21 protein-coding genes and 1 other RNA gene are annotated in these 25225 nt (G+C 65.8%); 14 read left to right on the top strand and 8 right to left on the bottom strand.

The window, feature by feature from the left end; all coding sequences use genetic code 11:
• Window positions 1–51 precede the first annotated feature (51 nt).
• Window positions 52–1341 carry a PotD/PotF family extracellular solute-binding protein gene (locus Q0Q48_RS27485; protein ID WP_295145511.1) on the bottom strand — a complete coding sequence of 430 codons (1290 nt, stop codon included), beginning with the start codon at window positions 1339–1341 and terminating at the stop codon, window positions 52–54.
• 59 nt (window positions 1342–1400) lie between these two features.
• Entirely contained in the window at window positions 1401–2435 is a 1035-nt protein-coding gene (locus tag Q0Q48_RS27480; RefSeq protein ID WP_295145509.1) for an ABC transporter ATP-binding protein, read from the bottom strand.
• A 122-nt stretch (window positions 2436–2557) separates the two neighbouring features.
• Here Q0Q48_RS27480 and Q0Q48_RS27475 point away from each other — a divergent pair, with 122 nt between their 5' ends.
• From Q0Q48_RS27475 to Q0Q48_RS27415, 13 genes are all read left to right on the top strand, one after another.
• A complete protein-coding gene (locus Q0Q48_RS27475; protein ID WP_295145508.1) occupies window positions 2558–4636 on the top strand; it encodes a hydantoinase/oxoprolinase family protein in 2079 nt (692 codons plus the stop codon).
• A complete protein-coding gene (locus tag Q0Q48_RS27470; protein WP_295145507.1) occupies window positions 4633–6423 on the top strand; it encodes a hydantoinase B/oxoprolinase family protein in 1791 nt (596 codons plus the stop codon). Before Q0Q48_RS27475 ends, Q0Q48_RS27470 begins: the two co-directional genes overlap by 4 nt.
• Before the next feature lie 76 nt (window positions 6424–6499).
• A complete protein-coding gene (locus tag Q0Q48_RS27465; RefSeq protein ID WP_295145506.1) occupies window positions 6500–7198 on the top strand; it encodes an SDR family oxidoreductase in 699 nt (232 codons plus the stop codon).
• A gap of 21 nt (window positions 7199–7219) precedes the next feature.
• The gene (locus Q0Q48_RS27460) at window positions 7220–7669 is read left to right on the top strand and encodes a copper chaperone PCu(A)C (protein WP_295145505.1); all 450 of its coding nucleotides are present in this window, start codon (window positions 7220–7222) and stop codon (window positions 7667–7669) included.
• Window positions 7669–8982, top strand: coding sequence for an LLM class flavin-dependent oxidoreductase (locus Q0Q48_RS27455; protein WP_295145504.1), 1314 nt, complete (start codon window positions 7669–7671; stop codon window positions 8980–8982). The genes Q0Q48_RS27460 and Q0Q48_RS27455 overlap by 1 nt, the downstream gene beginning before the upstream one ends.
• 100 nt (window positions 8983–9082) lie before the next feature.
• Window positions 9083–9177: signal recognition particle sRNA small type (gene ffs / locus Q0Q48_RS27450), an RNA gene on the top strand.
• Between the two features lie 97 nt (window positions 9178–9274).
• Window positions 9275–11035: a DNA polymerase III subunit gamma/tau gene (locus tag Q0Q48_RS27445; RefSeq protein WP_295145503.1), complete on the top strand. Its 1761-nt coding sequence runs from the start codon at window positions 9275–9277 to the stop codon at window positions 11033–11035.
• On the top strand, window positions 11035–11364 hold the full coding sequence (locus tag Q0Q48_RS27440) for a YbaB/EbfC family nucleoid-associated protein (protein ID WP_295145502.1): 330 nt from the start codon (window positions 11035–11037) through the stop codon (window positions 11362–11364). The genes Q0Q48_RS27445 and Q0Q48_RS27440 overlap by 1 nt, the downstream gene beginning before the upstream one ends.
• A gap of 12 nt (window positions 11365–11376) precedes the next feature.
• Window positions 11377–11970, top strand: coding sequence for a recombination mediator RecR (recR, locus tag Q0Q48_RS27435; protein WP_295145501.1), 594 nt, complete (start codon window positions 11377–11379; stop codon window positions 11968–11970).
• Window positions 11971–11980: 10 nt separating this feature from the next.
• Window positions 11981–12583, top strand: coding sequence for a DUF4126 domain-containing protein (locus Q0Q48_RS27430; protein ID WP_295145500.1), 603 nt, complete (start codon window positions 11981–11983; stop codon window positions 12581–12583).
• Window positions 12584–12666: 83 nt separating this feature from the next.
• Window positions 12667–13401, top strand: coding sequence for an arginyltransferase (locus Q0Q48_RS27425; protein WP_295145499.1), 735 nt, complete (start codon window positions 12667–12669; stop codon window positions 13399–13401).
• A 156-nt stretch (window positions 13402–13557) separates the two neighbouring features.
• Window positions 13558–14103 (top strand): TRAP transporter small permease subunit, encoded by a 546-nt coding sequence (locus Q0Q48_RS27420; protein WP_295145498.1) that lies wholly within the window; start codon window positions 13558–13560, stop codon window positions 14101–14103.
• Complete coding sequence (locus tag Q0Q48_RS27415) at window positions 14100–15701, top strand: TRAP transporter large permease subunit (protein ID WP_295145497.1); 1602 nt, start codon at window positions 14100–14102, stop codon at window positions 15699–15701. The genes Q0Q48_RS27420 and Q0Q48_RS27415 overlap by 4 nt, the downstream gene beginning before the upstream one ends.
• Before the next feature lie 121 nt (window positions 15702–15822).
• Here the strand turns inward: Q0Q48_RS27415 and Q0Q48_RS27410 are convergent, their stop codons facing one another.
• From Q0Q48_RS27410 to recO, 6 genes are all read right to left on the bottom strand, one after another.
• The gene (locus Q0Q48_RS27410; RefSeq protein WP_295145496.1) at window positions 15823–16926 is read right to left on the bottom strand and encodes a TRAP transporter substrate-binding protein; all 1104 of its coding nucleotides are present in this window, start codon (window positions 16924–16926) and stop codon (window positions 15823–15825) included.
• A 195-nt stretch (window positions 16927–17121) separates the two neighbouring features.
• A complete protein-coding gene (locus Q0Q48_RS27405) occupies window positions 17122–18228 on the bottom strand; it encodes a TRAP transporter substrate-binding protein (RefSeq protein WP_295145495.1) in 1107 nt (368 codons plus the stop codon).
• 177 nt (window positions 18229–18405) lie between these two features.
• Window positions 18406–19512 carry a TRAP transporter substrate-binding protein gene (locus Q0Q48_RS27400; protein ID WP_295145494.1) on the bottom strand — a complete coding sequence of 369 codons (1107 nt, stop codon included), beginning with the start codon at window positions 19510–19512 and terminating at the stop codon, window positions 18406–18408.
• A gap of 92 nt (window positions 19513–19604) precedes the next feature.
• Window positions 19605–20411 (bottom strand): undecaprenyl-diphosphate phosphatase, encoded by an 807-nt coding sequence (locus Q0Q48_RS27395; protein ID WP_295145493.1) that lies wholly within the window; start codon window positions 20409–20411, stop codon window positions 19605–19607.
• 2 nt (window positions 20412–20413) lie between these two features.
• Complete coding sequence (gene parC, locus Q0Q48_RS27390; RefSeq protein WP_295145492.1) at window positions 20414–22654, bottom strand: DNA topoisomerase IV subunit A; 2241 nt, start codon at window positions 22652–22654, stop codon at window positions 20414–20416.
• A 53-nt stretch (window positions 22655–22707) separates the two neighbouring features.
• Window positions 22708–23469, bottom strand: a complete 762-nt coding sequence (gene recO, locus Q0Q48_RS27385) for a DNA repair protein RecO (protein ID WP_295145491.1) — start codon at window positions 23467–23469, stop codon at window positions 22708–22710.
• Between recO and Q0Q48_RS27380 the strand changes: the two genes are divergently transcribed.
• Window positions 23468–25030, top strand: coding sequence for an alkaline phosphatase D family protein (locus tag Q0Q48_RS27380; RefSeq protein ID WP_295145490.1), 1563 nt, complete (start codon window positions 23468–23470; stop codon window positions 25028–25030). The two genes, recO and Q0Q48_RS27380, sit on opposite strands and share 2 nt — an antisense overlap.
• Window positions 25031–25225: the final 195 nt, after the last annotated feature.

The following is a 25225-nucleotide window of genomic DNA, read 5'->3' as shown; positions in this document are numbered from 1 at the left end:
CTCCTTGGGGGAGAGGTTGAGTGAGGGGGTTACGCAATCCGCCTGAATTGATCAGGCAGCGATGAACTGGTTCCACTTCTGGACCATGTAGCGGTCCTCATCCATCACCGCGTTCCAGCAGGCGACGGCGCCCATGCGGTCGTAGAACGAGCCGCCGTCACGCACCGCGCCGGCCTTCTCGACGACCTGGCCTTGCGGGTTCTTGATGTCGCCCTTGGCGGGCTTGCCTTCCATCCAGAAGCCCCACTCGTCCTCGGTCATGTTGGCCTTGGCCGTATCGAGCACCGCTGAGTAGTACCCTTGGCGATTGAGGAAGGCGCCGACCCAGCCGGACAGGTACCAGTTGATGTAGTCGTAGGCCGCGTCGAGTTGCGCGCCCTGCAGGTGCTTGGCGAGCGCCAGGCCGCCGCCCCAGGCGCGATAGCCTTCCTTGAGGGGCTGGTAGGTACAGGGCACGCCCTTGCCGCGCACCGCCGACACCGCCGGCGACCACATCGACTGGATCACGACCTCACCCGAGGTCATGAGATTGACCGATTCGTCGAAGGTCTTCCAGAAGGCGCGGAATTGCCCCTCCTTCTTGGTCTTGATCAGGAATTCGATCGTCTTGTCGATCTCCGCCTTGGTCATGTTGCCCTTGTCGCCGTACTTCACGATGCCGGCCGCCTCGCAGATCATCGCGGCGTCCATGATTCCGATCGACGGGATGTTCAGGATCGAGGTCTTCCCCTTGAACTTCGGATCGAGGATGTCCTTCCAGGAATCGATCTTGCGGCCGACCAGGTCGGGCCGGATGCCGAGCGTGTCGGCGTTGTAGATCGTGGGCACCGCCGTGAACCACTGGGTCTGGCCCTTGGCGAACTTGGTCGAGCCGGCACCTTCTACGAAGCTCACCGTGCTGGGTGCCGTTCCCTGGGCGATGACGCTGTCGGGCTTCAGCTTGCCGGTGGTGAAGATCGGCACGATCTTGTCGAACAGCTTGATCTTCTTGACGTCCATCGCCTGCAGCGTGTTCGCTGGGAAGACCTTCTTGATCATCCAGTATTCGATGTCACCGATGTCGAAGGAGTTCGGCTGCGTCACGACGCGCTGCACCACCGCATCGGAATCGAGCGCCGTCATCTGCAGCGTGATGCCGAGATCGGCCTTGCACTTCTCGGCGATCTCGTTGATCGCCGACACGCCGGTACCGCACTGGCGCAGGACGATGTTCTTGTTATTCTGCGCCCAGATCACCGGGAAGCCAGTGATCGCGCCGCTGCCGACTGCGGCTCCCGCCATGCCGGCCGCACCCTTGAGCATTCTGCGACGGCCGATGCCGCCATTCGATTTCCGAGCCATCTCGTCTTCCTCCTTCAAGCCTCGACGGCGCGGGGCCGCCTCCCTTACTCAACGCCCCTTCAGCGTCCCAGCACGTGAACGTCCTCGGGCTTCCACGACAGAATGACGGGCTCGCCGGGCCGCACCGGCGACGCGTCGAAGCGAGCCTCCGGCAGCGTGGCCGACAATGTTTCGAGGCCGACGACATCGACGCCGACCTGCACGGTCGAGCCGAGATACTCGACGGAGCGCGTCACACCCTGCAGGGAGGTGACGCCGGCTCCACCGGACGTTCCGGCCTGCACCGACATGCGGTCGGCGCGGATGGCGACGAACGGCCCCTCGCCCGCGCCCGGCATAACAGGGGCGCGCGCGACCGCTGCGGGCAGCACGTTGTGGCCGCCGATGAACCTGGCGACGAAGGCGGAGGCCGGCCGGTTGAAGACCTCGCGCGGCGGCGCCGCCTGCTCGATCCTGCCGCCGTTCATGACGACGACGAGGTCGGCCAGCGCCATCGCCTCGTCCTGGCTGTGCGTCACATGGATGAAACTGATGCCCAGCCGCGTCTGCAGGCTCTTCAGTTCCTCGCGCATCCGGATACGCAGGAACGGATCGAGTGCCGACAGCGGCTCGTCGAGCAACAGGACCTGCGGATCGGTGATCAAGGCGCGGGCAAGCGCCACCCTCTGTTGCTGGCCGCCGGAGAGCTGCGCTGGCAGACGGCCGGCATAGGCATCCATGTGCACGCGCTTCAGCATCTCGACGGCGCGCGCCCGGCGCGTCTCCTTGTCGATAGCTCGCATCTTGAGGCTGAACGCTACATTGTCGGTGCAATCGAGATGGGGAAAGAGCGCGTAGCTCTGGAACATCATCGCCGTGCCGCGCGCGGCTGGCGGCAGGCCGGTGATGTTCTCCGCCCCCAGGATGATGTCGCCCTCGGAAACCTCCTCGTGGCCCGCGATCATGCGCAGGGTCGTGGTCTTGCCGCAGCCGCTGGGGCCCAGAAGGCAGCAATAGGAGCCGGCGGGGATACGCAGGCCGATCGAATCGACCGCCACCGTCTCGCCGTAGCGCTTGGTCAAGGATACGAGTTCAATGTCCGGCTGCTTGGCCATGTGGCAAAAGAAGCAAGCTGCATGCCAGCACTGTAAAATTCCCTGGGGACAGAAGCCCCGATAGACGGGCGTTGGCGCGGTCCTTGCTGCCCTCCGGCCAACGCGAAGTCTGGGAGGCAGTGATGCGGTTGATCGGCGTGGACGTGGGCGGCACCTTCACGGACCTGGTCTTTGCCGATACCGAGGCCGGCCGGACCGCCGTGCACAAGGTTTCGACCACGCCGGACGATCCGTCCCGTGGCGTCGTGCAGGGGCTGATGGCGCTCTGCGACAAGTATTCGATCCCGCGCGAGACGATCGACACCGTGTTCCATGGCACGACCATCGCCACCAACGCGATCCTCGAGCACGACGGCGCCGTCACCGGCATGATCACCACCGGCGGCTATCGCGACATCCTGCACATCGGCCGCCACCAGCGGCCGCAGCACTACTCGATCATGCAGGACATTCCCTGGCAGGACCGGCCCCTGGTGAAGCGCCGCCATCGCAAGACCGTGACGGAGCGACTGGTGCCGCCGCGCGGCGAGGTGCTGGAGCCGCTCGACGAGGAGGGCGTGCGCCAGGCCGTGCGTGAACTCAAGGAGGCCGGTGTCGAGGCCATCGCGATCTGCTTTCTATTCTCCTATCTCGACGCGTCCCACGAGGCGCGCGCGATGGAGATCGTGCGCGAGGAATATCCCGAGTGCTTCGCCACGACCTCCTCGTCGGTGTCGCCGCAGTTCCGCGAGTTCGAGCGCTTCACGACGACGGCGATGAACGCCTTCGTCGGTCCCAAGGTGCGCAACTACGTGACCCGTCTCGAATCCGAGATCGAGGCCTCGGGCTTCAGGGCCGATCTGCGCATCATGGCCTCCAACGGCGGCGTCGCGACGCCCGCAATGGTGGCCGAGCGGCCGGTGCTGACCCTCCTCTCCGGCCCGGCGGCCGGCGTGATCGGCGGCGACTGGGCGGGTGCGCTCTCCGAGAAGCGCAACCTCATCACCTTCGACGTCGGCGGCACCTCGGCCGATATCGGCATCGTCACCGAGGGCGGCTTCGGCGAGGCCACGGCGCGCGACACCTGGATCGCCGGCTTCCCCGTGCTGGTGCCCATGATCGACGTGCACACGATCGGCGCCGGCGGCGGCTCGATCGCCCATGTCGATCAGGCGGGCGCCTTCAAGGTCGGCCCGCGCTCGGCCGGCGCCGTGCCCGGCCCGGCCGCCTACGGCCGCGGCGGCACGCGCGCTACAGTGACCGACGCCAACGTCGTGCTGGGCCGACTCGACGGCGGCAACTTCCTGGGCGGTGGCATGTCGCTCGACGAGGTCGCGGCCCGGCGCGTGATCGGCGAACTGGCACGCGAACTCGGCCTCTCCGACCGTGAAGCCGCCGAAGGCGTGATCACCCTCATCAACGCCAACATGGCGAACGCCATCCGCTCGCGCACTGTCCAGAAGGGCATCGATCCGCGCAACTACGCGCTGGTGGCCTTCGGTGGCGCCGGCCCGCTGCATGGCGCCGAAGTGGCCGACATGCTGGGCGTCACCGAGGTGATCGTGCCACCCCATCCCGGCATCACCTCGGCGGTCGGCCTGCTGATCAGCGACCTGCGTTACGATGCCATCCGCACGTCATTCCAGGTCTCGGGCACCGCCGACCTCTCCCGCATCAACGCCGATTTCGACGCCATGGCGAAGGAACTGGCCCAGCGCTTCACCGCCGACGGCATCGATCTCGCGCAGGTGACGTTCGAGCGCCGCGGCGACCTGCGCTATGTCGGACAGGGTTACGAGCTCAGGGTCACCTTCCCCGACGGTATTCTCGACGAGGCGGCCCTCGCCCAGGCGTTCGAGGCATTCCACGAGGTCCACAAGCGCGAGTATGATCATCACTTCGCCCAGTCCGCGATCGAGATCGTGAACCTGCGCCTGGTCGGTGCCGCGAGCGCCGCGACCATCGCCAAGCCCACGCCGGATGGCGAGCGCTCGCTCAGCGCCGCGACGGTACGTTCCGGCAACGGCACCTTCCGCGTCGACGGCAAGCTCACCGACTATCCGACGACCTTCTACCGCCGCGACCTGCTGCCGGTCGGCGAGCGCATCCCCGGCCCGGCCATCGTGCTCCAGATGGACACTACGACTGTCGTGCCACCGCACTTCACCTTCGAGGCCGACGCCGCCGGCAATCTCATGATCCGCAAGGAGGCCAAGCAATGAGCAGCGCCACCGCCCGCCAGTCCTCGACCAGGCCCGATCGCATCGACCCGATTACGAGCAGCGTGATCCAGGGCGCGCTCGAGAACATCGCCGTCGAGATGGGCTACAAGCTGATGCGCATGAGCTACTCCTCGATCATCCGCGAGTCGGAGGATTTCGGGGCGGCCCTCGTCGATGCGGAAGGCCGCGGCCTCGCCGAGTCGGCCCAGTCGACGCCGCTGCAGTCGGGCCCGATCCCGGGCTATGTGCGCGGCATCCAGCGCATCCTGAAAGAACGCGGCGACGTCATCCGCCCGGGCGACGTCATCATGCACAACGATGCCTATTCGGGCGCCAGCCATGGACCCGACGTGGCTTTCATCGTGCCGGTGTTCGTGCAGGGCCGCCTGATCGCATTCGCCGCGACCACCGCGCACCACCTCGACATCGGCGCACTCTCGCCCGGCTCCTGCGGGATCGTCGAGGCGATCGACGCCTATGCCGAGGGCCTGCAGTTCAAGGCGATCAAGGTCTATGACCGCGGTGTCCGGAACGACGCGGTGTGGCAGATCGTGCGCGACAATATCCGCGCCTCCGACCTGGTGGTCGGCGACATGGATGCCCAGGTGGCTGCGGCCCGCATCGGCGCAGAGCGCATGGTCGAGCTGGTCGAGCGCTATGGTCTGGAGACCTTCGAGCAGGCCTGCGGCGCGCTGATGGACCACGCCGAACGCCTGATGCGGCAGGCGATCGCGAAGCTGCCCGACGGCGTCTATCGCGCCGAGACGGCGATCGACGGCTATCTCGACAGCGACGATCCCAACAAGAAGGAACTGCCGATCGTCGTCACCATCACCAAGAAGGACGATTCCCTGGTGGTCGACCTGACCGGCACGGCGCCGCAGGTGCCCGACCGGCCGATCAACATGCCGCTGGAAGGCACAGCCGACATCGCGATCTGGCTCACCATCCGCTCGGTGCTGCTCGATACCGAGGTGCACGGACACATCCCGGTGAATGCGGGCCTGATCCGGCCGATCACCATCGTCGCCCCCAAGGGGTGCCTGGCCAACCCGACCTTCCCCGCCCCGACCATCGCGCGCTTCTGTCCCGGAAACCAGCTCGCCGACACGGTGATGAAGGCGCTGTCGCAGGCCATGCCGGGCAATGTGTCGGCCGGCATCGGCAACCTCAAGGTCATCGCCTTCTCCGGCCTCAAGGACGAGACCCACTGGGTGCACATGGAGATCTTCGAGGGTTCCTATGGCGGACGCTTCGGCAAGGACGGCATGGACGCCGTCGACACGCTCTATGCCAACACGCGCAACAACCCGATCGAGGACATCGAGACCCATCTGCCGCTGCGCGTGCTGCGCTACGAATTGCGCGAGGATGTGGCCGGCGCCGGCAAGTGGCGCGGCGGCCTGGGCTCGGTCCGCGAGTTCACGTTCCTCGGCGATGGCGGCGCCTCGGTCGAGGGCGAAGGCCATCGCTACCGGCCCTGGGGCTTCCTGGGTGGCAGCGAGGGCATGCCGGCCAGGCTCGACCTGATGGTCCCTGGCCAGCCCGACCGGGCGCTGCCTTCAAAGGTGCCGTACATGCACGTCGGCAAGGATGGCCGCTTCGTCTGCTACGGCCCGGCCGGCGGCGGCTACGGCAACCCGCTGGAACGCGATCCGGCCGACGTGGCCGACGACGTGCTCGATGGCGTGATCTCCGTCGAGACGGCGCTCAGGGACTATGGCGTGGTGGTCTCGGCCAAGGGCATCATCGACCAGGCCGCGACCGCCAAGGCACGCGGCGGCTGACGCCTCTATTGGCAGGGCCTGCGTTCTCCGCCATCAAGGCGCGATGGATTATCAGCTCAGGGACCGGACCTGCCTCGTGTCCGGCGCAAGCTCCGGCATCGGCGCCGGGGTCGTCAGGCTTCTGGCGCAGCAGGGCGCGCGTGTGGTCGCCACCGCGCGACGGGTCGAGAAGATCGAGCGCCTCGACGGCGTGACCGCGATCGCGGGCGACATCACCGACCGGGACGATCTCGCGCGTATCGCGACCGACGCGAACAAGTTGCTCGGCCCGGTCGACATCCTGGTGAACTGCGCCGGCGGCTCGCGGCCGACCGGGCCGGACGCCGGCGAGGACGTCTGGGAGGAGGCCTTCGCGCTCAACTTCACGGCGGCGCGGCTGCTGACCAAGGCCGTGCTGCCGGCGATGCGGGCCCGTAAATGGGGCCGGATCGTCAATATCAGCGGCTCCATGGAGCCCCGGAGCCTCAACGCCGCCATCGCCGCCAAGGCCGCGTTGCACCTATGGGCGAAGGGCCTGTCGTGCGACGTCGCGGCCGACGACGTGACCGTGAACACGATTCAGCCGGGGCGCATCAACAGCGAGCAGATCCTGCAAAAACTGCATCCGACCGAGGAGGACCGGCGCAGCTTCATCGAGCGAAACATCCCCATCGGCTATTTCGGCGAGCCGGAGGATGTGGCACATCTCGTCGCCTTCCTGGCCTCTCCGGCCGCGCGCTACATCACGGGCGCGGTCATTCCGGTGGATGGCGGCATGCACTATTTCGCGCACTGAAGGCGCAGCGGAGGATGGATTTTGCTGAAGTGGCTTCGTCGTTCTGAGCCAAAGGAAGTTCCGGCCGCCACCCTCGGTCCGCTGCAGATCGTCAAGCCTTGGGCCCGCTCGTCCTCGACCGAACCTGGCGTCGCCGGCGGCTACATGACCGTGATCAACGAAGGCGAATCCGATCGCCTCGTGTCCGCGACCTGCGCCGCTGCCGGCTCGGTCGATATCCAAGCCATCCGGGTCAAGGGGCCGGTCCTGGAGATGCGGAAGGCGGCGGAGGGTATCGTCATCCCGCCGGCCAACCAGCAGGTCTTCAAGCCGCGCGGCTATCACCTGTTGCTGGGGGGCCTGACCGCTCCCTTGGCCGCAGGCGCAAGACTGCCGGTCACGTTGGCCTTCGAGAAGGCCGGCAGCGTCACCGTGGACTTTGCCGTGGAAGCGCCCGGCCCTGTGGGACAGGCCACACTTTCCTCGTCTTAATGGTTCTACCGGCTCGCCAGATGCGCCTCGGCGTCTTCGTGCAGACGCCCGGCCATCATGTCGGCGGCTGGCGCCATCCCGACGCCGACGCGCGCACGCCGAACTTGGTGCTGATGCAGCACATCGCGGCCACCGCCGAGGCGGCCCGGTTCGACATGTTCTTCCTGGGCGACGGCTTCGCCACCGGTTACGACGAGCACCCGTCAACCATCGGCAAGTTCGAGCCACTCGGCCTCCTCTCCGGGCTCGCGATGGGCACAACGCGGCTGGGCCTCGCGGCGACGGCCTCGACGACCTATGCCGAGCCCTATCACGTGGCCCGCGGCTTCGCCTCGCTCGACCATCTGTCCGGCGGGCGGGCAGGCTGGAACGTGGTCACCACCGCCTACGCCAAGTCGAGCGCGGTGTTCGGCCGTTCGCATCCACCGCATGCCGAACGCTATGCGATGGCCGAGGAGTTCGTCGAGGCCTGTCGCCTGCTGTGGGACAGCTGGGACGACGACGCCTTCATTGTCGACAAGGAAGCGGGTCTGTTCGTGCGGCCGGGCAGCCTCCATGTACCGGCCTTCGAGGGGAAGTATTTCTCGATCCAGGGCGCGCTGAACGTGCCGCGGCCGCCGCAGGGCCATCCCGTGCTGATCCAGGCCGGCTCCTCCGGTCCCGGGCAGGCGCTGGCGGCGCGCATCGCCGACGTTGTGTTCACCGCGCAGAACGACCTCGCCGAAGCGCAAGGCTTCTACCGTGCCCTGAAGGCCCAGGCCGTGGCCCAGGGGCGACCCGCCGGCGCCGTCCTCGTCATGCCGGGCGTGATGCCGATCGTCGGCCGGACCGAGCGCGAGGCACAGGCGGTTTTCGCCGAGCTAAACCGCAACATCGACACCGCGCAGGCCTTCACCGTCCTGTCGGAGCGGCTGGGGGCAGACATGTCCGTCCATCCACTTGACGGTCCGGTGCCGGACGTACCGGAGACCGAGCATCTCAAGAGCCGGGCGGCGCTGCTGATCCAGATGGCACGGCGCGAGAATCTGACCCTGCGCCAGCTCTTCCATCGCGTCGCCGCGGCGCGCGGTCACTTGCTGCCGATCGGAACGCCCGTTCAAATCGCCGACGTGCTAGAGCGCTGGTTCCGCGAAGGCGGCGCCGACGGCTTCAACGTGATGCCGCCGTTCTTCCCCGGACAGTTCGACGCGTTCGCTCGAGGCGTCGTGCCGATCCTGCAGGAGCGCGGCCTGTTCCGGGGCGACTACACCGGCACGACCTTGCGCGACCATCTCGGGCTGGAGCGGCCCTCCGATCGCGGGCAGCGTGCATAATTCTTTGAAATCAATCGCTTGCGGACATTTTCGCAGGCCGTTCACATCAGCTTCATTCGGCCCTTGCGCCGGGCGGCCGGACTCCTGATATAACCGCCTCGAGGGGCCGGTGTGGGCGGAGCAGTCGCCAACCCGGTCAGATCCGGAAGGAAGCAGCCGTAACGAATTCGCTTCGGGTCATGCCGGTCTCTCACCCGTTCCCCTGCGCGCGCCGCCGCGGAGGGCGGGCGGCCCGGGCGCGATGACCGCCGGGCCTCAGAGGGGCCACGGCGCAGAATAGCGGGTGATCGCCATGGCGCAGGCCACCAAGGGTCCGGAAGATCCGGCAACCCCCTATCGCGTCCTTGCCCGCAAATACCGTCCCGTCGATTTCACGACCCTGGTCGGCCAGGAGGCGATGGTGCGCACCCTGCGCAACGCCATCGCCACCGGCCGCATCGCCCATGCCTTCATGCTCACCGGCGTGCGCGGCGTCGGCAAGACGACCACCGCCCGCATCATCGCCCGCGCGCTGAACTGCGTCGGGCCGGACGGCACCGGCGGTCCGACGGTCGATCCCTGCGGCGTCTGCGACAACTGCAAGGCGATCACCGAGGACCGCCATGTCGACGTGATAGAGATGGACGCGGCCTCCCGCACCGGCATCGACGACGTGCGCGAGCTGATCGAGGGCGTACGCTACCGCCCGGTCTCCGCGCGCTACAAGGTCTACATCATCGACGAAGTGCACATGCTGTCGGAGAAGGCCTTCAACGCGTTGCTGAAGACGCTGGAAGAGCCGCCGCCGCATGTGAAGTTCCTGTTCGCCACCACCGAGATCCGCAAGGTCCCGGTAACGGTGCTCTCACGCTGCCAGCGCTTCGACCTGAAGCGCGTGCCGCAGGAAACGCTGGTCGAGCATTTCGGCAGGATCGCGCAAGCCGAGAAGGTCGAGATCTCACCCGAAGCGCTGGTCCTGCTGGGGCGCGCCGCCGACGGATCGGTACGCGACGGCCTTTCCATGCTCGACCAGGCGATTGCCCATGGCGGGGGCGTGGTCGATGCCGCGCAGGTCCGCGACATGCTGGGTCTGGCCGATCGCAGCCGGGTCCTCGAACTCTTCGAGAGGGTCATGCGCGGCGATGCGCCCGCCGTGGTCGCGGCGCTGGGCGAGATGCACGATTCCGGCGCCGACCCGGTGGTCGTGCTGCAGGACCTGCTGGAACTCACGCACTGGGTGACGCGCCTGAAGGTGGCGCCCGACGCCGCGGCCTCGACGGCCGACAGCGAGCGTACCCAAGGACTGGCCATGGCGGGCAAGCTCTCCATGGCGTCGCTCACGCGGGCCTGGACGCTGCTGCTCAAGGGCCTGCAGGAGACGCTCGCCGCGCCCTCGCCCCTGCGTGCGGCCGAGATGGCGCTGATCCGGCTGTGCTACGTCGCCGACCTCCCCTCGCCCGCCGACGCGATCAAGGCGCTGCAGAACGGCGGCGGCGTCCCGGCTGGCGCGCCCGCTCCCGTTGCGCCGCGCGGCAATGGCGGCGGCGGTGGTGCGGCCGCTCGCCTGGCGACCCAGCCCGTGACGGCGGTCGCCGCCCAGCCGGCGCTGCCGGCACCGCGGAATTTCACCGAGGTCGTGGCGCTGTTCGAAACCCGCCGCGAGCCGCGGCTGGTGCACAGCCTGATGCACCATGTGCACGAGGTGCGTTGCGAGCCTGGTCTGATCGAATTCCGGCCGGAGCCCAAGGCCCCGGCCGACCTCGCGCCGCGCCTCAGCGAACTGCTGAGCCAATGGACCGGCCGCCGCTGGATCGCCTCCGTCTCCAGTGCCGAGGGCAAGCCGACGCTCACCCAGCAAAAGGTGGCCAAGGCCGACGACCTGCGCAGCTCGGCCGAGAACAACGAGCTGGTGCTGGCCATCTTGAAAACATTTCCCGGCGCCAAGCTCGACTCGGTGCGGCGCAAGGGCGAGCAAACTTCCATGCTCTCCGGTCTCGGCGATTTCACTGCCGAAGAACCACCCCCCGCCGAAGAATACCCGGCCGACGACGACATTCCCGAAAGCGAGTACTGATGTTCGACAAGCTCAAGGACCTTGGCGGCCTGATGCAGCAGGCCCAGCAGATGCAGCAGAAGATGCAGGAGCTGCAGGCGGCGCTCGAGCGCCTCGAGATCGTCGGCTCGTCGGGCGCAGGCCTGGTGAAGGTGACGGTCAACGGCAAGAACGAGACCCGCCGGATCGAGATCGACGCCTCGCTCTTCAAGCCCGAGGACAAGGGCGTGGTCGAGGACCTGATCGTGGCGGCCGCCAACGACGCCCGCGCCAAGGTCGAGCAGACCGTGCAGGAGCATATGCGCGACATCACCGGCGGCCTGCCGCTGCCGCCGGGCTTCAAGCTCTAGGAAGCGACCGCGATGAACGGCCCGGAGATCGAGCGGCTGATCCAGCTCCTCGGCCGACTGCCGGGGCTGGGACCGCGCTCGGCGCGCCGCGTGGCGCTGCATCTCCTGAAGAAGCGCGAGACACTGATGCAGCCGCTGGGAGCGGCCCTGGCGGATGCGGCGCGCGCCATCCGCGCCTGCGGCGTCTGCGGCAACCTCGACACGATCGACCCCTGTTCGATCTGCGCCGATCCTCGCCGCGACGCCGGCCTGATCTGCGTCGTCGAGGATGTCGGCGACCTGTGGGCCATGGAGCGCGGCCGCATCTTCTCGGGCCGCTACCATGTGCTGGGCGGCTCCCTGTCGGCGCTCGACGGGATAGGTCCGGAGGAGCTCAACATCGCCAACCTCGTGAAGCGGGTCGCCGCGGGCGGCATCCGCGAGGTGATCATGGCGACCAATGCCACCGTCGACGGCCAGACGACGGCGCATTACCTGGCCGAACGGCTGGCCGAGCACGACGTGCCGCTGACCCGGCTGGCGCATGGCGTGCCGGTGGGCGGCGAACTCGACTGGCTCGACGACGGGACGCTCGCCACCGCGTTCAAGGCGCGGCGCGCCCTCTAGCCCCGACCGCATGAGCGCCGAAACCCTCACCGCCATCGCCGTCGCCTTGGCGGCCGGCTGGGCCAGCGGCTTGAATACCTACGCCGCGATCCTGGTCCTGGGCCTGGCGCAACGCCTGGGCTTCGTGACCCTGCCGCACGATCTTCAGGTGCTGGAATCGCCCTGGGTGATCGCCGTGGCGGCTGTCCTGTTCGCACTCAATTTCCTTGCGGACAAGATTCCCTACATCGACAGCATCAACGACGTACTGCAGACCTTCGTGCGCATACCCGCCGGCGTACTGCTGGCCTATGGCGCAGCCGGCGGCCTCAGCCCGGAAGTCTCGGTCATCGCCGGCCTGCTGGGCGGAACGCTCGCGGCCGGGACGCACATCGCCAAGACCGGCTCGCGCGCGCTGATCAACAGCTCGCCGGAACCGTTCACCAATATAGTCGCCTCCCTCGGCGAGGACGTTACGGTCCTGGGCGGGCTGGCGCTGGCGATCGCGCATCCGATCACTTTTCTGTGCCTGCTGGCATTGTTCGTGATCCTTCTCATCTGGCTCCTGCCGAAGCTGGTGCGATTGGCCCTGGTGCCGTTTCGTCGGCTGGTCCGGGGCGGTCCGGGCGCCTGACCGAAGGGCCTTCATCGACCTTTGGCGGAAGAACTGGCGCTTTCCTTCGCCCGCCCGAGGGGTACACTCACAATCGTAAACACATGTTCATCCGCCAGAACATCCAGTCCCTTCGGTTCTTCCGCACGACGCCGGCGATGCGCTGCCCGTACCTGCCGCATCGCCTGGAGACCAAGCTCGTCACCGAGCTGAGCGGGCCCGATGCCATCTCCCAGCACGACACGCTGACCGACGCCGGCTTCCGCCGCTCGCATCACTTCGTCTACAAGCCGCTGTGCGACGGTTGCAGAGCCTGTGTGCCGGTTCGCATCCGCGTGCGGGACTTCGAGCCCAGCCGGGCGCAGCGCCGGATCCTGCGCCGCAACGACCATGTCCACGCGAGCGAAACGCAGGCCCTCGCGACCGGCGAGCAGTTCTCGCTGTTTTCGCGCTACGTCCTGACGCGCCACCGGGACGGCGACATGGCCGACATGGATTTCGACGACTACCGCGCCATGGTCGAGGAAAGCCCGGTCGAGACGGCGATCATCGAGTTCCGGGACGATTCGGCCGATGGCCGTCTGGTCGGCGCGTGCCTCGTGGACTGGCTGTCGAGCGGCGTGTCGGCGGTCTATAGTTTCTTCGATCCTCAGGATCCTCGTCGCGGACTGGGCACGCACATGATCCTGTGGCTGGCCGGTGCCGCCGCCAAGCGGGGCCTGCCCTATGTCTATCTCGGCTACTGGATCGCCGAGTCCACCAAGATGGCCTACAAGCGCTCCTTCAAGCCGCTGGAATTCTTCGGTCCGGAAGGATGGATGGAGTTGCCCGCGACATAGGCAGTATAGCGGCCGTGGCGCGTCTTGACGCACCTCGTCCGCATTGCGGACAGATGCAAGCTATGGCATCGCGCAGCGGACCAAGCTAAGAAAGCCTATCCGTCGAAAAGAACGGATGGTCAGCCAAAATAAGAAACTCGCTGTAGGGGAGACGGGATGCGCTCATTGCTGGCGTTCAGCGCGCTGATCGACGCGTTAAATGAAAAGATAGGAAACATCTGCAACTGGCTTGTGCTTCTGGCCTGCGTGGTCAGCGCCGGCAACGCCATGGTGCGCTACGCCTACGACACGAGCTCGAACGCCTGGCTCGAGATCCAGTGGTACATGTTCGCCGTGATCGTGATGCTGGGCGCTTCCTATACGATGAAGCGCAACGAGCACGTCCGGGTCGACCTCTTCTACATGACGCTGAGCCGCCGCGGGCAGCTCTGGGTCGACATTCTCGGCACGCTGATCTTCCTCCTGCCGACCTGCACCATCCTGGCCTGGCTCAGCTGGCCCTTCTTCATGCAGTCGTTCAACGTCTACGAGCACTCCTCGAACGCCGGCGGTCTGCTGCGCTGGCCGATCAAGCTGGTGCTGCCCGTAGGCTTTGCCCTGGTCGCCCTTCAGGGCGTCTCCGAACTCATCAAGCGTGTGGCCTTCCTCAACGGATATGCCGTTGACAGCCTCGAAGCCCACTACGAGAGGCCCACGCAATGATCCCTCTCGAGTACATGCCGCCGCTGATGTTCGGCGGCCTCGTCGTGTTCATGATCATCGGCTACCCGGTCGCCTTTTCGCTCTGCGCGGTGGGCTTCTTCTTCGGGTTCCTGTCGATCGAGATGGGCTACTTCACGATGGCCTTCATGCAGGCCATCCCGGGCCGCGTGTTCGGGAGCATCCTGTCGAACGAGCTGCTGCTCGCCATTCCCTTCTTCACCTTCATGGGTGCCATCCTGGAGAAATGCGGGCTGGCGGAGGACATGCTCGAATCGATGGGCCAGCTCTTCGGCCCCATCAAGGGCGGGCTGGGCTATTCGACCATCATCGTGGGCTTCATCCTCGGCGCGATCACCGGCACGGTGGCTGCACAGGTCATCGCCATGGCGCTGATCACCCTGCCGGTGATGATGCGCTACAAGTACGACATGCGCTACGCGACCGGCGTGCTGGCCGCGTCCGGCACGATCACGCAGCTCGTGCCGCCTTCGCTGGTGCTGATCGTGCTGGCCGACCAGCTCGGCAAGTCCGTCGGCGACATGTATCTCGGCGCCTGGGGGCCGTCCCTGCTGCAGATCGCGTTGTTTGCCGGCTACACCTTCTACCTGACGCTCGTTAAGCCGGAGGCTCTGCCACCGGTGCCGCGGACGCTGTTCGGCAAAGCGCTGCTGGTCAAGTGCGCCTGGGGCATCATCCCCGCCGCGGTGCTCATTTTCCTGGTGCTCGGCACCATCATGATGGGGCTGGCTACTCCCACCGAGGCGGGAGCAATGGGAACGATCGGCGCGATCGTGCTGGCGGTGGTGCGCAACGCGCCGCTCACCCGGTTCGACCGCATCGCGTTCTTCGGCGGCTGCGCGGCCGCCATCATCGGCGCCCTGATCGGCATGGTCGCGTTCAAGTCGATGCCCTTCAAGGTGGCCTTCACCGTGATGTTCGCCGCAATCATCTGGCTGTGCTGGCGGGCGTGGCAGGTGAAGGACCTGCGGGACCTGATCGTGCAGGCCTTCCAGGCGACGATGCGCATCACGGCGATGGTGGCCTTCATCCTGGTCGGCGCGACCTGCTTCTCGATCAGCTTCCAGGGAGTCGACGGCAACCAGTGGGTCGAACACCTGATGTCGAACCTGCCTGGCGGCGTCTGGGGATTCCTGATCGTCGTCAACTTGTTCGTCTTCTTCCTGGCCTTCTTTCTCGACTTCTTCGAGATCGCCTTCATCATCATCCCGATGCTGGCGCCGGTGGCGCAGAAGCTGCTGGCACCGGTGGTGGGCCCGGAGGCGGCTCTCATCTGGTTCGGCGTCATGCTCTGCGTGAACATGCAGACGTCCTTCATGCACCCGCCCTTCGGCTTCGCGCTCTTCTACCTGCGCAGCGTGGCGCCCAAGGAGGTGAAGAGTTCGGACATCTACTGGGGTTCGATCCCCTGGGTGCTTCTGCAGCTCATCATGGTGGCGATCGTGATCGCCGTCCCGCAATCGGTGACCTACTTCCTTGACGACCCGAGCGGGATCGATCCCAGCAAGGTGACGATCGACATCCAGGCACCTCCGACGGACGATGTCGCGCCGCCGGTCTTCGGGGCGCCGCCCAAATAGGGCAGCCGTCCACAAAGGTCGCCCTGGACAGGATCGGGATAGAGCCGCGAGCCCTTCCCGTCGCAAGGGCAACAAAAAAGCCCCGCCTATCGGCGGGGCTTCTTCTGTCAGGCGCTTCCGTTTAGCGGCCTTGGGCCGACATCGAGAAGTTGAAATTGTCGAAGGTGTTCTCGGCAACGCGGAACCACAGGTTCTCGTCGGCGCGGAAGGCCTTCATGTTGTCGTAGATCTTCTTGAACTTCGGATCCTTGGCCGAGAGTTCATCGTAGTACTTGTACGCTTCGAGGAAGCACGGCTCGAGGACGGCGCGCGGGAACGGCCGCAGTTCGGTCCCGGCCGCCACGAGGCGGCGCAGGGCGGGCGGATTTCCCGCGTCGTACTTGGGCACCATCCAGGAGGTGACCCGGCCAGCCGCGGCCTCGACCATCGCCTGGTAGGGTTTCGGCAGCTTCGCCCACGCGTCGTTGTTGATGTAGAGCGAGCCAACCGACGCGCCTTCCCACCAGCCGGGATAGTAGTAGTACTTCGCGACCTTGTTGAAGCCGAGCTTCTCGTCGTCGTAGGGACCGACCCACTCGCAGGCGTCGATCGTGCCCTTCTCGAGCGCCGGATAGATATCGCCACCCGCGATCTGCTGCGGCACCACGCCGAGGCGCGTCAGGATCAGGCCGGCGAAGCCGCCGACGCGGAACTTGAGGCCCTTCATGTCGTCCATCGACTTGATTTCCTTGCGGAACCAGCCGCCCATCTGGCAGCCGGTGCCGCCAAAGGTCAGGGAGCGGAAATTGTACTCCTTGTAGAAGTCGTTGATCAGTTCGTGGCCGCCGCCGAATTCCAGCCACGCATAGTACTGACGCTGGTTCATCGAGAACGGCAGGCCGGTCTCGAACACGAAGTTCGGATGCTTGCCGAAATAGTAGTAGGCCGCCGTCTGTCCAGCCTCGACCGTGCCGTTCTGTACCGCGTCGGCAACCTGCAGCCCGGGGACGATTTCACCGGCGGCGAAGGGACGGATCTGGAACTTGCCGTCCGACATCTCGCCGACGATCTTGGCGAACAGCTCGGAGCCGCCGTAGAGCGTATCGAGCGACTTGGGGAAGCTGGACGTCAGACGCCACTTCACTTCCGGCATGCTCTGGGCAATGGCTGGTGCGGCAACCGTGGTTGCCGCGGCAACACCTGCGGCACCAATGCCTGCCGTCCTGATAAACTTCCTGCGCTGCATGTTTCTATTCCTCCCGTGGTTGCCTTCATGGCCCCCTTCAGCACTGCAACACTGGCATGCGAAAATGGGTTTGGAAAGCGCCCGCCTACCGGAAATTCCTTAAAAATATGCAATGTTCGACGGTGGGCAGACGGCATCGGGCATTAAAAAAGCCCCGCTGGTGCGGGGCTTTTCGACCGGTAGGACCGGCTGGTTCTAGAGTTTGTTGGCGGCCGACTGGCGCGCCATGAAGTTGTCGAACGTGTTCTCCGCCACACGGAACCAGAGAACTTCTTCATTCCGGAAGGGCTTCCAGGAATCGTAGACCTTCTTGAACTTCGGGTTCTTGGAGATGGTCTCGGCATAGAGTTCGTTGGCGGCGTTGAAGCACGCCTCCATTACCGACTGCGGGAACGGCAGGAACTTCGTGCCGGCTGCCACCAGCTCGCGAAGAGCGCGCGGGTTCTGGGCATCGTACTTAGCGACCGACCAGCTCACCGTGTCACCGGAGGCCACGGCGATCGCCTCCTTGTACATCGGCGGCAAGGCCGCGAACGCCTTCTCGCCGCAGTAGAGCGAGAGGGCCGCGCAGCCTTCCCACCAGCCGGGATAGTAATAGTAAGGCGCAACCTTGTTGAAGCCGAGCTTCTGGTCGTCGTACGGACCGACCCACTCCGCCGCGTCGATCGTTCCCTTCTCCAGCGCCGGGTAGATGTCGCCGCCGGCGATCTGCTGCGGCACCACGCCAAGCTTCGCCATCACCTGGCCGGCGAAGCCGCCGATGCGCATCTTCACACCATTCATGTCCTCGGGCGTCTTGATCTCCTTGCGCCACCAGCCGCCCATCTGGGCACCGGTATGGCTCATCAGGAAGGAGATCAGCTTGTACTCCTTGTAGAACTCGCGCATCAGCTCGAGGCCGCCGCCGAAATAAACCCAGGCATTGTGCTGGCGGGTGTTGAGGCCGAACGGCAGCGCCGTGTCGAAGGCGAAGGTCGGATCCTTGCCGACATAGTAGTAGGCTGCCGTATGGCCGCACTCGACCGTTTCGTTCTGAACGGCGTCGACGACCTGCAGGCCGGGAACGATCTCGCCCGCCGCAAAGACGCGGATCTGGAACTTGTTGTCAGTGAGCGCCGCGACGCGCTTGGCGAAAAATTCGCCGGCGCCGTAGATCGTATCGAGCGACTTGGGGAAGCTCGACGCCATGCGCCACTTCACCTCGGGCATCGACTGGGCGACCGCCGGGGCGGCCAGGACGCCCGCAGTGGCGACCGTCGCACCGCCGACACCGGCTGTGCGCATGAATTTGCGACGTTGCATTTGGCATATCTCCCTAAGTTTCTTGCTTTCCGAACACGTGTTTTCTGCCACGCGAACCAATTCTTGATGGTGCGGGTTATCGCATGGCGCAACGCCGATGAAAAGCAGGTGCGGGGAGCATGCAGACAAAGAAAACCCCGCCGAAGCGGGGTTTTCCGGGTTTCAAAGCGGTGAAGCCTAAAGCTTGTTGGCCGCCGACTGGCGCGCCATGAAATTGTCCATCGTGTTCTCGGCGACGCGGAACCACAGGACCTCCTCGGCGCGGAAGGGCTTCCACGATTCGAAGATCTTCTTCCACTTCGGGTTCTTCTCGTTGAGCTGAGCGAAGAGGTCGTTCGTTGCATTGTAGCAGGCCTCGAGGACCTGCGGCGAGAACGGCAGCAGCTTGGTGCCGGCGCCGACCAGCTCGCGAACCGCCTTCGGGTTCTGGGCATCGTACTTCGACAGCATCGAGGTGTGAGCCTTGGCGGCAGCCGCCTCGACGATGGCCTGGTACGACTTCGGCAGCTCGGCCCACTTGGCCAGGTTCACATAGGCAGAGAGCTGCGGGCCGGCTTCCCACCAGCCAGGATAGTAATAATAGGGTGCGACCTTGTTGAAGCCGAGCTTCTGGTCGTCGTACGGACCGACCCACTCCGCCGCGTCGATCGTTCCCTTCTCCAGCGCCGGGTAGATGTCGCCGCCGGCGATCTGCTGCGGCACCACGCCGAGCTTGGTGAGCACCTCGCCGGCGAAGCCGCTGACGCGGAACTTCAGGCCCTTGAGGTCGTCAACGTTCTTGATCTCCTTGCGGAACCAGCCGCCCATCTGGGCGCCGGTATTGCCGCACGGGATCGAGTGGATGTTGTAATCCTTGAAGAACTCGTTCATCGCCTGGCGCCCGCCGCCCCAGTTCCACCACGCATCCTGCTGGCGCGCGTTGAGGCCGAACGGTACGGCGCAGTCCAGCGCGAAGGTGAGGTCCTTGCCGACATAGTAGTACGACGCGGTGTGGCCCATCTCGACGGTGCCGTTCTGAACGGCGTCGGCGACCTGCAGGCCGGGAACGATTTCACCCGCGGCGAACAGGCGAATCTGGAACTTGCCATCGGTGGCGTCGGAGACGTACTTCGTGAAAAGCTCGCCCGAACCGAAGATCGTGTCCAGGGACTTCGGAAAGCTCGACGCCATGCGCCACTTCAGCTCCGGAGCGGACTGCGCGATGGCCGGCGCGGCCAGCGTGCCGGTGGCGGCAACCGCAGCGGTGCCAATGCCGGCCGTGCGGATGAACTTACGACGTTGCATAAAACCAGGTCTCCAGCTCGTGTTGCAGATCGGCACGGAGTGCCGACTGATTTGCGCGGCTTATGACACGCGCAAGACATGGGGCGGAAGCTTCAACGCATGAGCAATAAGACAAGCGCCAATGCGCCCACTGCAATGCGGTACCAGGCAAAAACGGTGAAGCCGTGGCGGCTGATGAATGCGACGAACGCCCGAACGACCAGGAGGGCCGCGACGAAGGCGGCCACGAATCCCAAGGCGATCACGCCGCCATGATCCCAGCTCAGCGTCGACCAGTTCTTGTAGAGATCGTAGACGGTTGCGCCCAGCATGGTGGGCATCGCGAGGAAGAACGAAAACTCGGCCGCCGTCGCACGATCCACGCGAAAAATACGCGCGCCCATGATCGTAGAACCCGAGCGGGACACGCCCGGGATCATCGCCACGCACTGACAGAGGCCGATGTAGAGCGCGGTCTTGAGGTCGATATCGTCCAGGCTCTTGATTCGGGGCCGCTGCGCCAACCGCTCGATCACGAGGATGGCGATGCCACCCACGATGAGGGCGATGGCTACGACCCATGGGCTGAACAACACTGACTTGATGTACTTATGAGCCGCCACCCCGATGATCACGGCCGGCAGAAAAGCCACCAGAATGGCGAGCGCGAAGCGCGTCGCGCGCTTCTCGCGTTCCAGCACGCCCATTGCGGTCGTCCAGATCTTGGCCCGATAGAGTAGGCAAACGGCGAGGATCGCCCCGAGCTGGATCACGATCTCGAAGACCTTGCCCGGCGGCCCCTGGAAGTCGAGCAGTTCCTCGGCAAGGATGATGTGGCCCGTCGACGAGACGGGCAGGAACTCGGTAAGACCCTCGACAACGCCGATCAGCAGCGCCTTCCAGATCAGCGTCAGGTCCATTCTCAATCCTTGAAGCGTTTGGCCCGTGGCCAGCCCTTCTCCGGCATGCGTCCCGCCTGGGCGCGCTCGCCCCGCCAGAACTTCAGCTCCGCCGCCGGAATGGTCCGATTGCCCCACGGCAACCCTTCCGAAAGGACGAAGGCCTGCGCATCCGACAGCTGGTCGCCCTTCGACTTCTGCAGCAGCACGCCACGACCGCGGCCCATTTCCGGCACCTGATCGAGGGGGAAGATCAGGAGCTTGCGCCCTTCGCTCAGCACGGCGATGGAGTTCGCGCCTTCCGGCACGACCGAGAAGGCCTGCGCCCTCTCCTTGTCGGCGAGCGTCAGAACACCCTTGCCGTTCTTGGTCTGGGCCACGACCTCGTCCTCCGGCACGACGAAGCCACGCCCGGCATCGGACGCCACGAGGAACTTCCGACCGCCCTTCAGGACTTCGAGTTGGACGATGTCCTGGTCGTTGCCCAGCTCGATCATGAGGCGGATCGGCTCACCATGCCCGCGAGCGCTCGGCAGGCGATCACAGCCCACCGTGTAGAAACGCCCGTTGGTCCCGAACAGCAGGATCTTGTCGGTCGACTGGGCATGGATGGCGAAGCGCGCCGTATCGCCTTCCTTGTATTTCAGTTCTCCGGCTGCCTTGTCGTCGAGATGGCCCTTGGCCGCGCGGATCCAGCCCTTCTCGGACAGGATGACGGTAACCGGCTCGCGCTCGACGAAGTCCTCGATCGCATGCTCGATCTCGGCGGGCGCGTCGGCCAGCTCGGTGCGGCGGCGGCCGAGCTCGGTCTTGCCGCCGAACTTCTTCTTGGTCTCGCGAACTTCGTTGGCGATGGCCTCCCACTGGAGCCCCTCGTCCTTCAGGAGTGCCTTGAGGTCCTTGCGCTCGGCGCTGAGCTTCTTGTGCTCGCCGCGGATCTCGAATTCCTCGAGCCGGCGCAACGCGCGCAGGCGCATGTTCAGGATCGCCTCGGCCTGCAGGTCGGTGAGCCCGAAAGCCTTGATCATCTTGGGCTTGGGCTCGTCCTCCTCGCGGATGATCTTGATCAGCTTGTCGAGGTTCAGATAGGCGATCAGGTAGCCGTCGAGGATCTCCAGGCGCCGTTCGATCGCGGCCAGCCGGAAGGTCGAACGGCGCACCAGCACCTCACGGCGATGGTCGAGGAAGGCCTGCAGCGCCTCGCGCAGGTCCATGACCCGGGGCGTGTTGTCCTTGTCGAGGACATTGAGGTTCAGCGGGAAGCGCGTCTCGAGATCGCTCAGCTTGAAGAGCTGCTCCATCAGGAGCTCGGCCGGCACGTTGCCGGTCTTCGGCTCCAGCACGATCCGCACGTCGTCGGCCGACTCGTCGCGCACGTCCTCGAGGATCGGCAGCTTCTTGGCGTTGATGATCTCGGCGATCCGCTCGATCAGCTTTCCCTTCTGGACCTGATAGGGAATCTCGGTGACGACGATGCGGTACTGGCCGCGCGGGAGCTGCTCGACTTCCCATCTGGCGCGCAAACGGAACGCGCCGCGACCGGTCCTGTAGGCCTCGACGATGGATTCCCGCGGCTCGACCAGGATGCCGCCGGTCGGGAAATCCGGCCCCTTCACCAGGTCGACCAGCGTCTCGATGCGCGAGTTGGGCGTCTTGATGAGATGCAGCAGCGCGTCGCAGAGCTCGCCGACATTGTGCGGCGGGATCGAGGTCGCCATGCCGACGGCGATGCCGGCCGCACCATTGGCCAGCAGGTTCGGGAAGCCGCCTGGCAGGACGATCGGTTCTTCCGTCGAGCCGTCGTAGTTGGGCCGGAAATCGACGGCATTCTCGTCGATGCCACCCAGCAGCGCCTCGGCCACCTCGGTGAGGCGCGCCTCGGTGTAACGCATTGCGGCGGGGTTATCGCCGTCGATGTTGCCGAAGTTGCCCTGTCCCTCGATCAGCGGATAGCGCGCAGCGAATTCCTGGGCGAGGCGTACCAGCGCATCGTAGATCGACTGGTCGCCGTGCGGGTGATACTGGCCGATCACGTCGCCGACGACGCGGGCGCTCTTCTTGAAGGCGCTGTTGGGGTCGAGCCGGAGCTGGCGCATCGCGTACATCAAACGGCGGTGCACGGGCTTCAGCCCGTCGCGCACGTCCGGCAGCGACCGCGACATGATGGTCGACAGCGCATACGACAGATAGCGCTCCCGGAGCGCGTCTCCGAATTGCACCGGCTTCACTTCGGCCAGTTGGACGACGTTGTTGCGCTTTGCCATGGACCAGCGTGACGAGGGGAAGAGCCGCAGTTCAAGCCACGGCCGTGATTATTCTAGCGTTGGAGCGATTCCATAAATCTCGACCGTGCGGGAGGCAAGGGCTTGTTGTGCGGCCAAAAAACGTGCCGTTCGAGGAAAAATCCCGTCAGATCGAGGCCCTGGCTCAGCGCCTCGTCATCCGGGGACAACCCGCCGGTGGATAGAAAGCCCGGCAGCGGCAGCAGCTTCTCCTTGTAGGGACCGGCGGCCGCGCGGGAGACGGCACGGCCCGTCTTCGGCGAGACATAGGCCAGGTCCTCGGTCGCCCCCGTGGCGGCACATTTCCCGAGATCGAGGCCGAAACCCAACTCCTGCAGCAGGCCAAGTTCCAGCCGGACATAGATCGTGGGCCAGCCGGGATGGCCGAGCGCCCCCAGGAATGCCCGGAAGCCGTCGAACATCGCCGGGTGCGGCTCGCGTTCGGGCAGGGCGGCGTCGATGACGGCGCACGCCGCCGCGAGCCCTGCCAGCTCCGAGACATTGTCCATGGCGCGGGCAGCGTGCGCCTCTCGCAGTTCGCCCGAATAATTGCCCAGCTGCTCGGGAAGCCGGCCCCGCCAGGAGACCTCGACGACGTTGCCGGATTGCCAGACCGGACGGGCGCGCCGCGAGACGCCGCCCGGGACGAACCCAGAATGGCGCCCATGATCGCGCGTCAGTAGCGACACGACGAGGCCGGTCTCGCCATGAGACCGTGCCGTCAGCACGATGCCTTCGTCGTTCCAGTCCATGCCCGTGTATGCCCCGCCGGGGCAGATCGCGCTAGATTGCGCCATGGCGAAACGACCGCGCCCCATCTCGAGACGCCGGGCCCTGCAGGGTGCGGGCGCGCTCGCCGCCCTGCCCTCGCGCGTGTTCGCCCGGACCGCCGCCGCCGCGCGGCCACGCCTGATGCAGGGCGTGCAGTCGGGCGATGTCGGGGGCGACGGCGCGACCCTGTGGAGCCGCGCGGACCGGCCGGCGCGCATGATCGTCGAATATGCAACGACAGAGGGATTCACGGACGCGCGCCGGATCGAGGGCCCGCTCGCGCTCGAGCCGACCGGGTTCACGTCGCGCCTGCGGCTCGCCGACCTGCCGCCGGGACAAACGATCTTCTATCGCATCGCCTATGCCGATCCCGCCGTCACGAGTGTTACGAGCGACTGGTTGCAGGGCCGATTCCGCACGCCCGCGAGAGTACCAGCCGATCTGAGTTTCGTGTGGTCGGCCGACACGGTCGGACAGGGCTGGGGCATCAATCCCGATATCGGCGGCATGACGATCTACGAGACGATGCGGTCGCTGGCGCCGGACTTCTTCGTCCATTGCGGCGACACCATCTATGCCGACGATCCGTTGTTTTCCGAGAAGCGACTGCCGGATGGACGCATCTGGAAGAACCTCACGACCGAGGCGAAGTCGAAGGTCGCCGAAACGCTCGCCGACTTTCGCGGCAATCATCTCTACAATTTCCTCGACGCCAACCTGCGTCGCTTCAACGCCGAAGTCCCGATGATCGCCTTGTGGGACGATCATGACGTCGTCGACAACTGGTACCGCGAGAAGCGCCTCGACACCGATCCGCGCTATCGGGAGAAGGACGTCGGGCTGCTGGCGCGCTACGCCGAGCGCGCCTTTCGCGAGTTCATGCCCCTGTCCGACGGACTCGACGGGCCGATGCGGCTCTATCGCAAGTTCTCATTCGGGCCGCCCCTCGACCTCTTCCGCCTCGACATGCGGAGCTTCCGGGCACCCAACGGTCCCAACCGGCAGGAAGTGGCGCGCAAGGATACGGCCTTTCTCGGCCTCGAACAGGTCGACTGGCTGAAGCAGGCGCTCAAGTCCTCAACGGCCACATGGAAGATCATCGCGGCCGACATGCCGCTCGGGCTCGTCGTTTATGACGACTGGCGCCGCAAGTCCGGCTTCGAGGCCGTGGCCAATGCCGATGATGGGCCGCCGCGCGGGCGTGAGCTGGAGATCGCCGGATTGCTCTCTTTCATCAAGCGCGAGAACATCAGCAACGTGCACTGGATCACAGCCGACGTGCACTATCCCGCCACCCACCGCTACGATCCCGCACGGGCCGCCTTCCAGGACTTCACGCCTTTCTACGAATTCGTTTCAGGTCCGCTCTGCGCCGGCGGCTTCGGCCCCAATGCGCTCGACGGCACGTTCGGCCCCGAGGTCGTGTTCCAGAAGGTGCCGCCGCCTGGCCGCTTCGATCTTTCGCCGCTCGAAGGCTCCTGCCACTTCGGGCACGTGCGGATCGATGGAAAGTCGGGCGTCATGACGGTCAGCCACCGCGATGCCGGCGGCAACGTCATTCACTCGCTTGAACTGGTGCCAAAATAAGCATCGTCGTTGCAGCGGGGGGAGCTTCGTGCGTTCACGCGTTCGATGGTTCCGTTGATCTGCCGCTGAGGGTGTGCTGGCGGGCGGGGCGCGCCGCGGACAGCAAAAAGCCGCCCTCTTTCGAGGACGGCTTTCAAAACTGGTTGCGGGGGCAGGATTTGAACCTACGACCTTCAGGTTATGAGCCTGACGAGC

Source organism: uncultured Reyranella sp., assembly GCF_945957355.1.
In the GTDB taxonomy this organism is placed as follows: domain Bacteria; phylum Pseudomonadota; class Alphaproteobacteria; order Reyranellales; family Reyranellaceae; genus Reyranella.
This window is presented reverse-complemented; position numbering and strand designations above follow the sequence as displayed.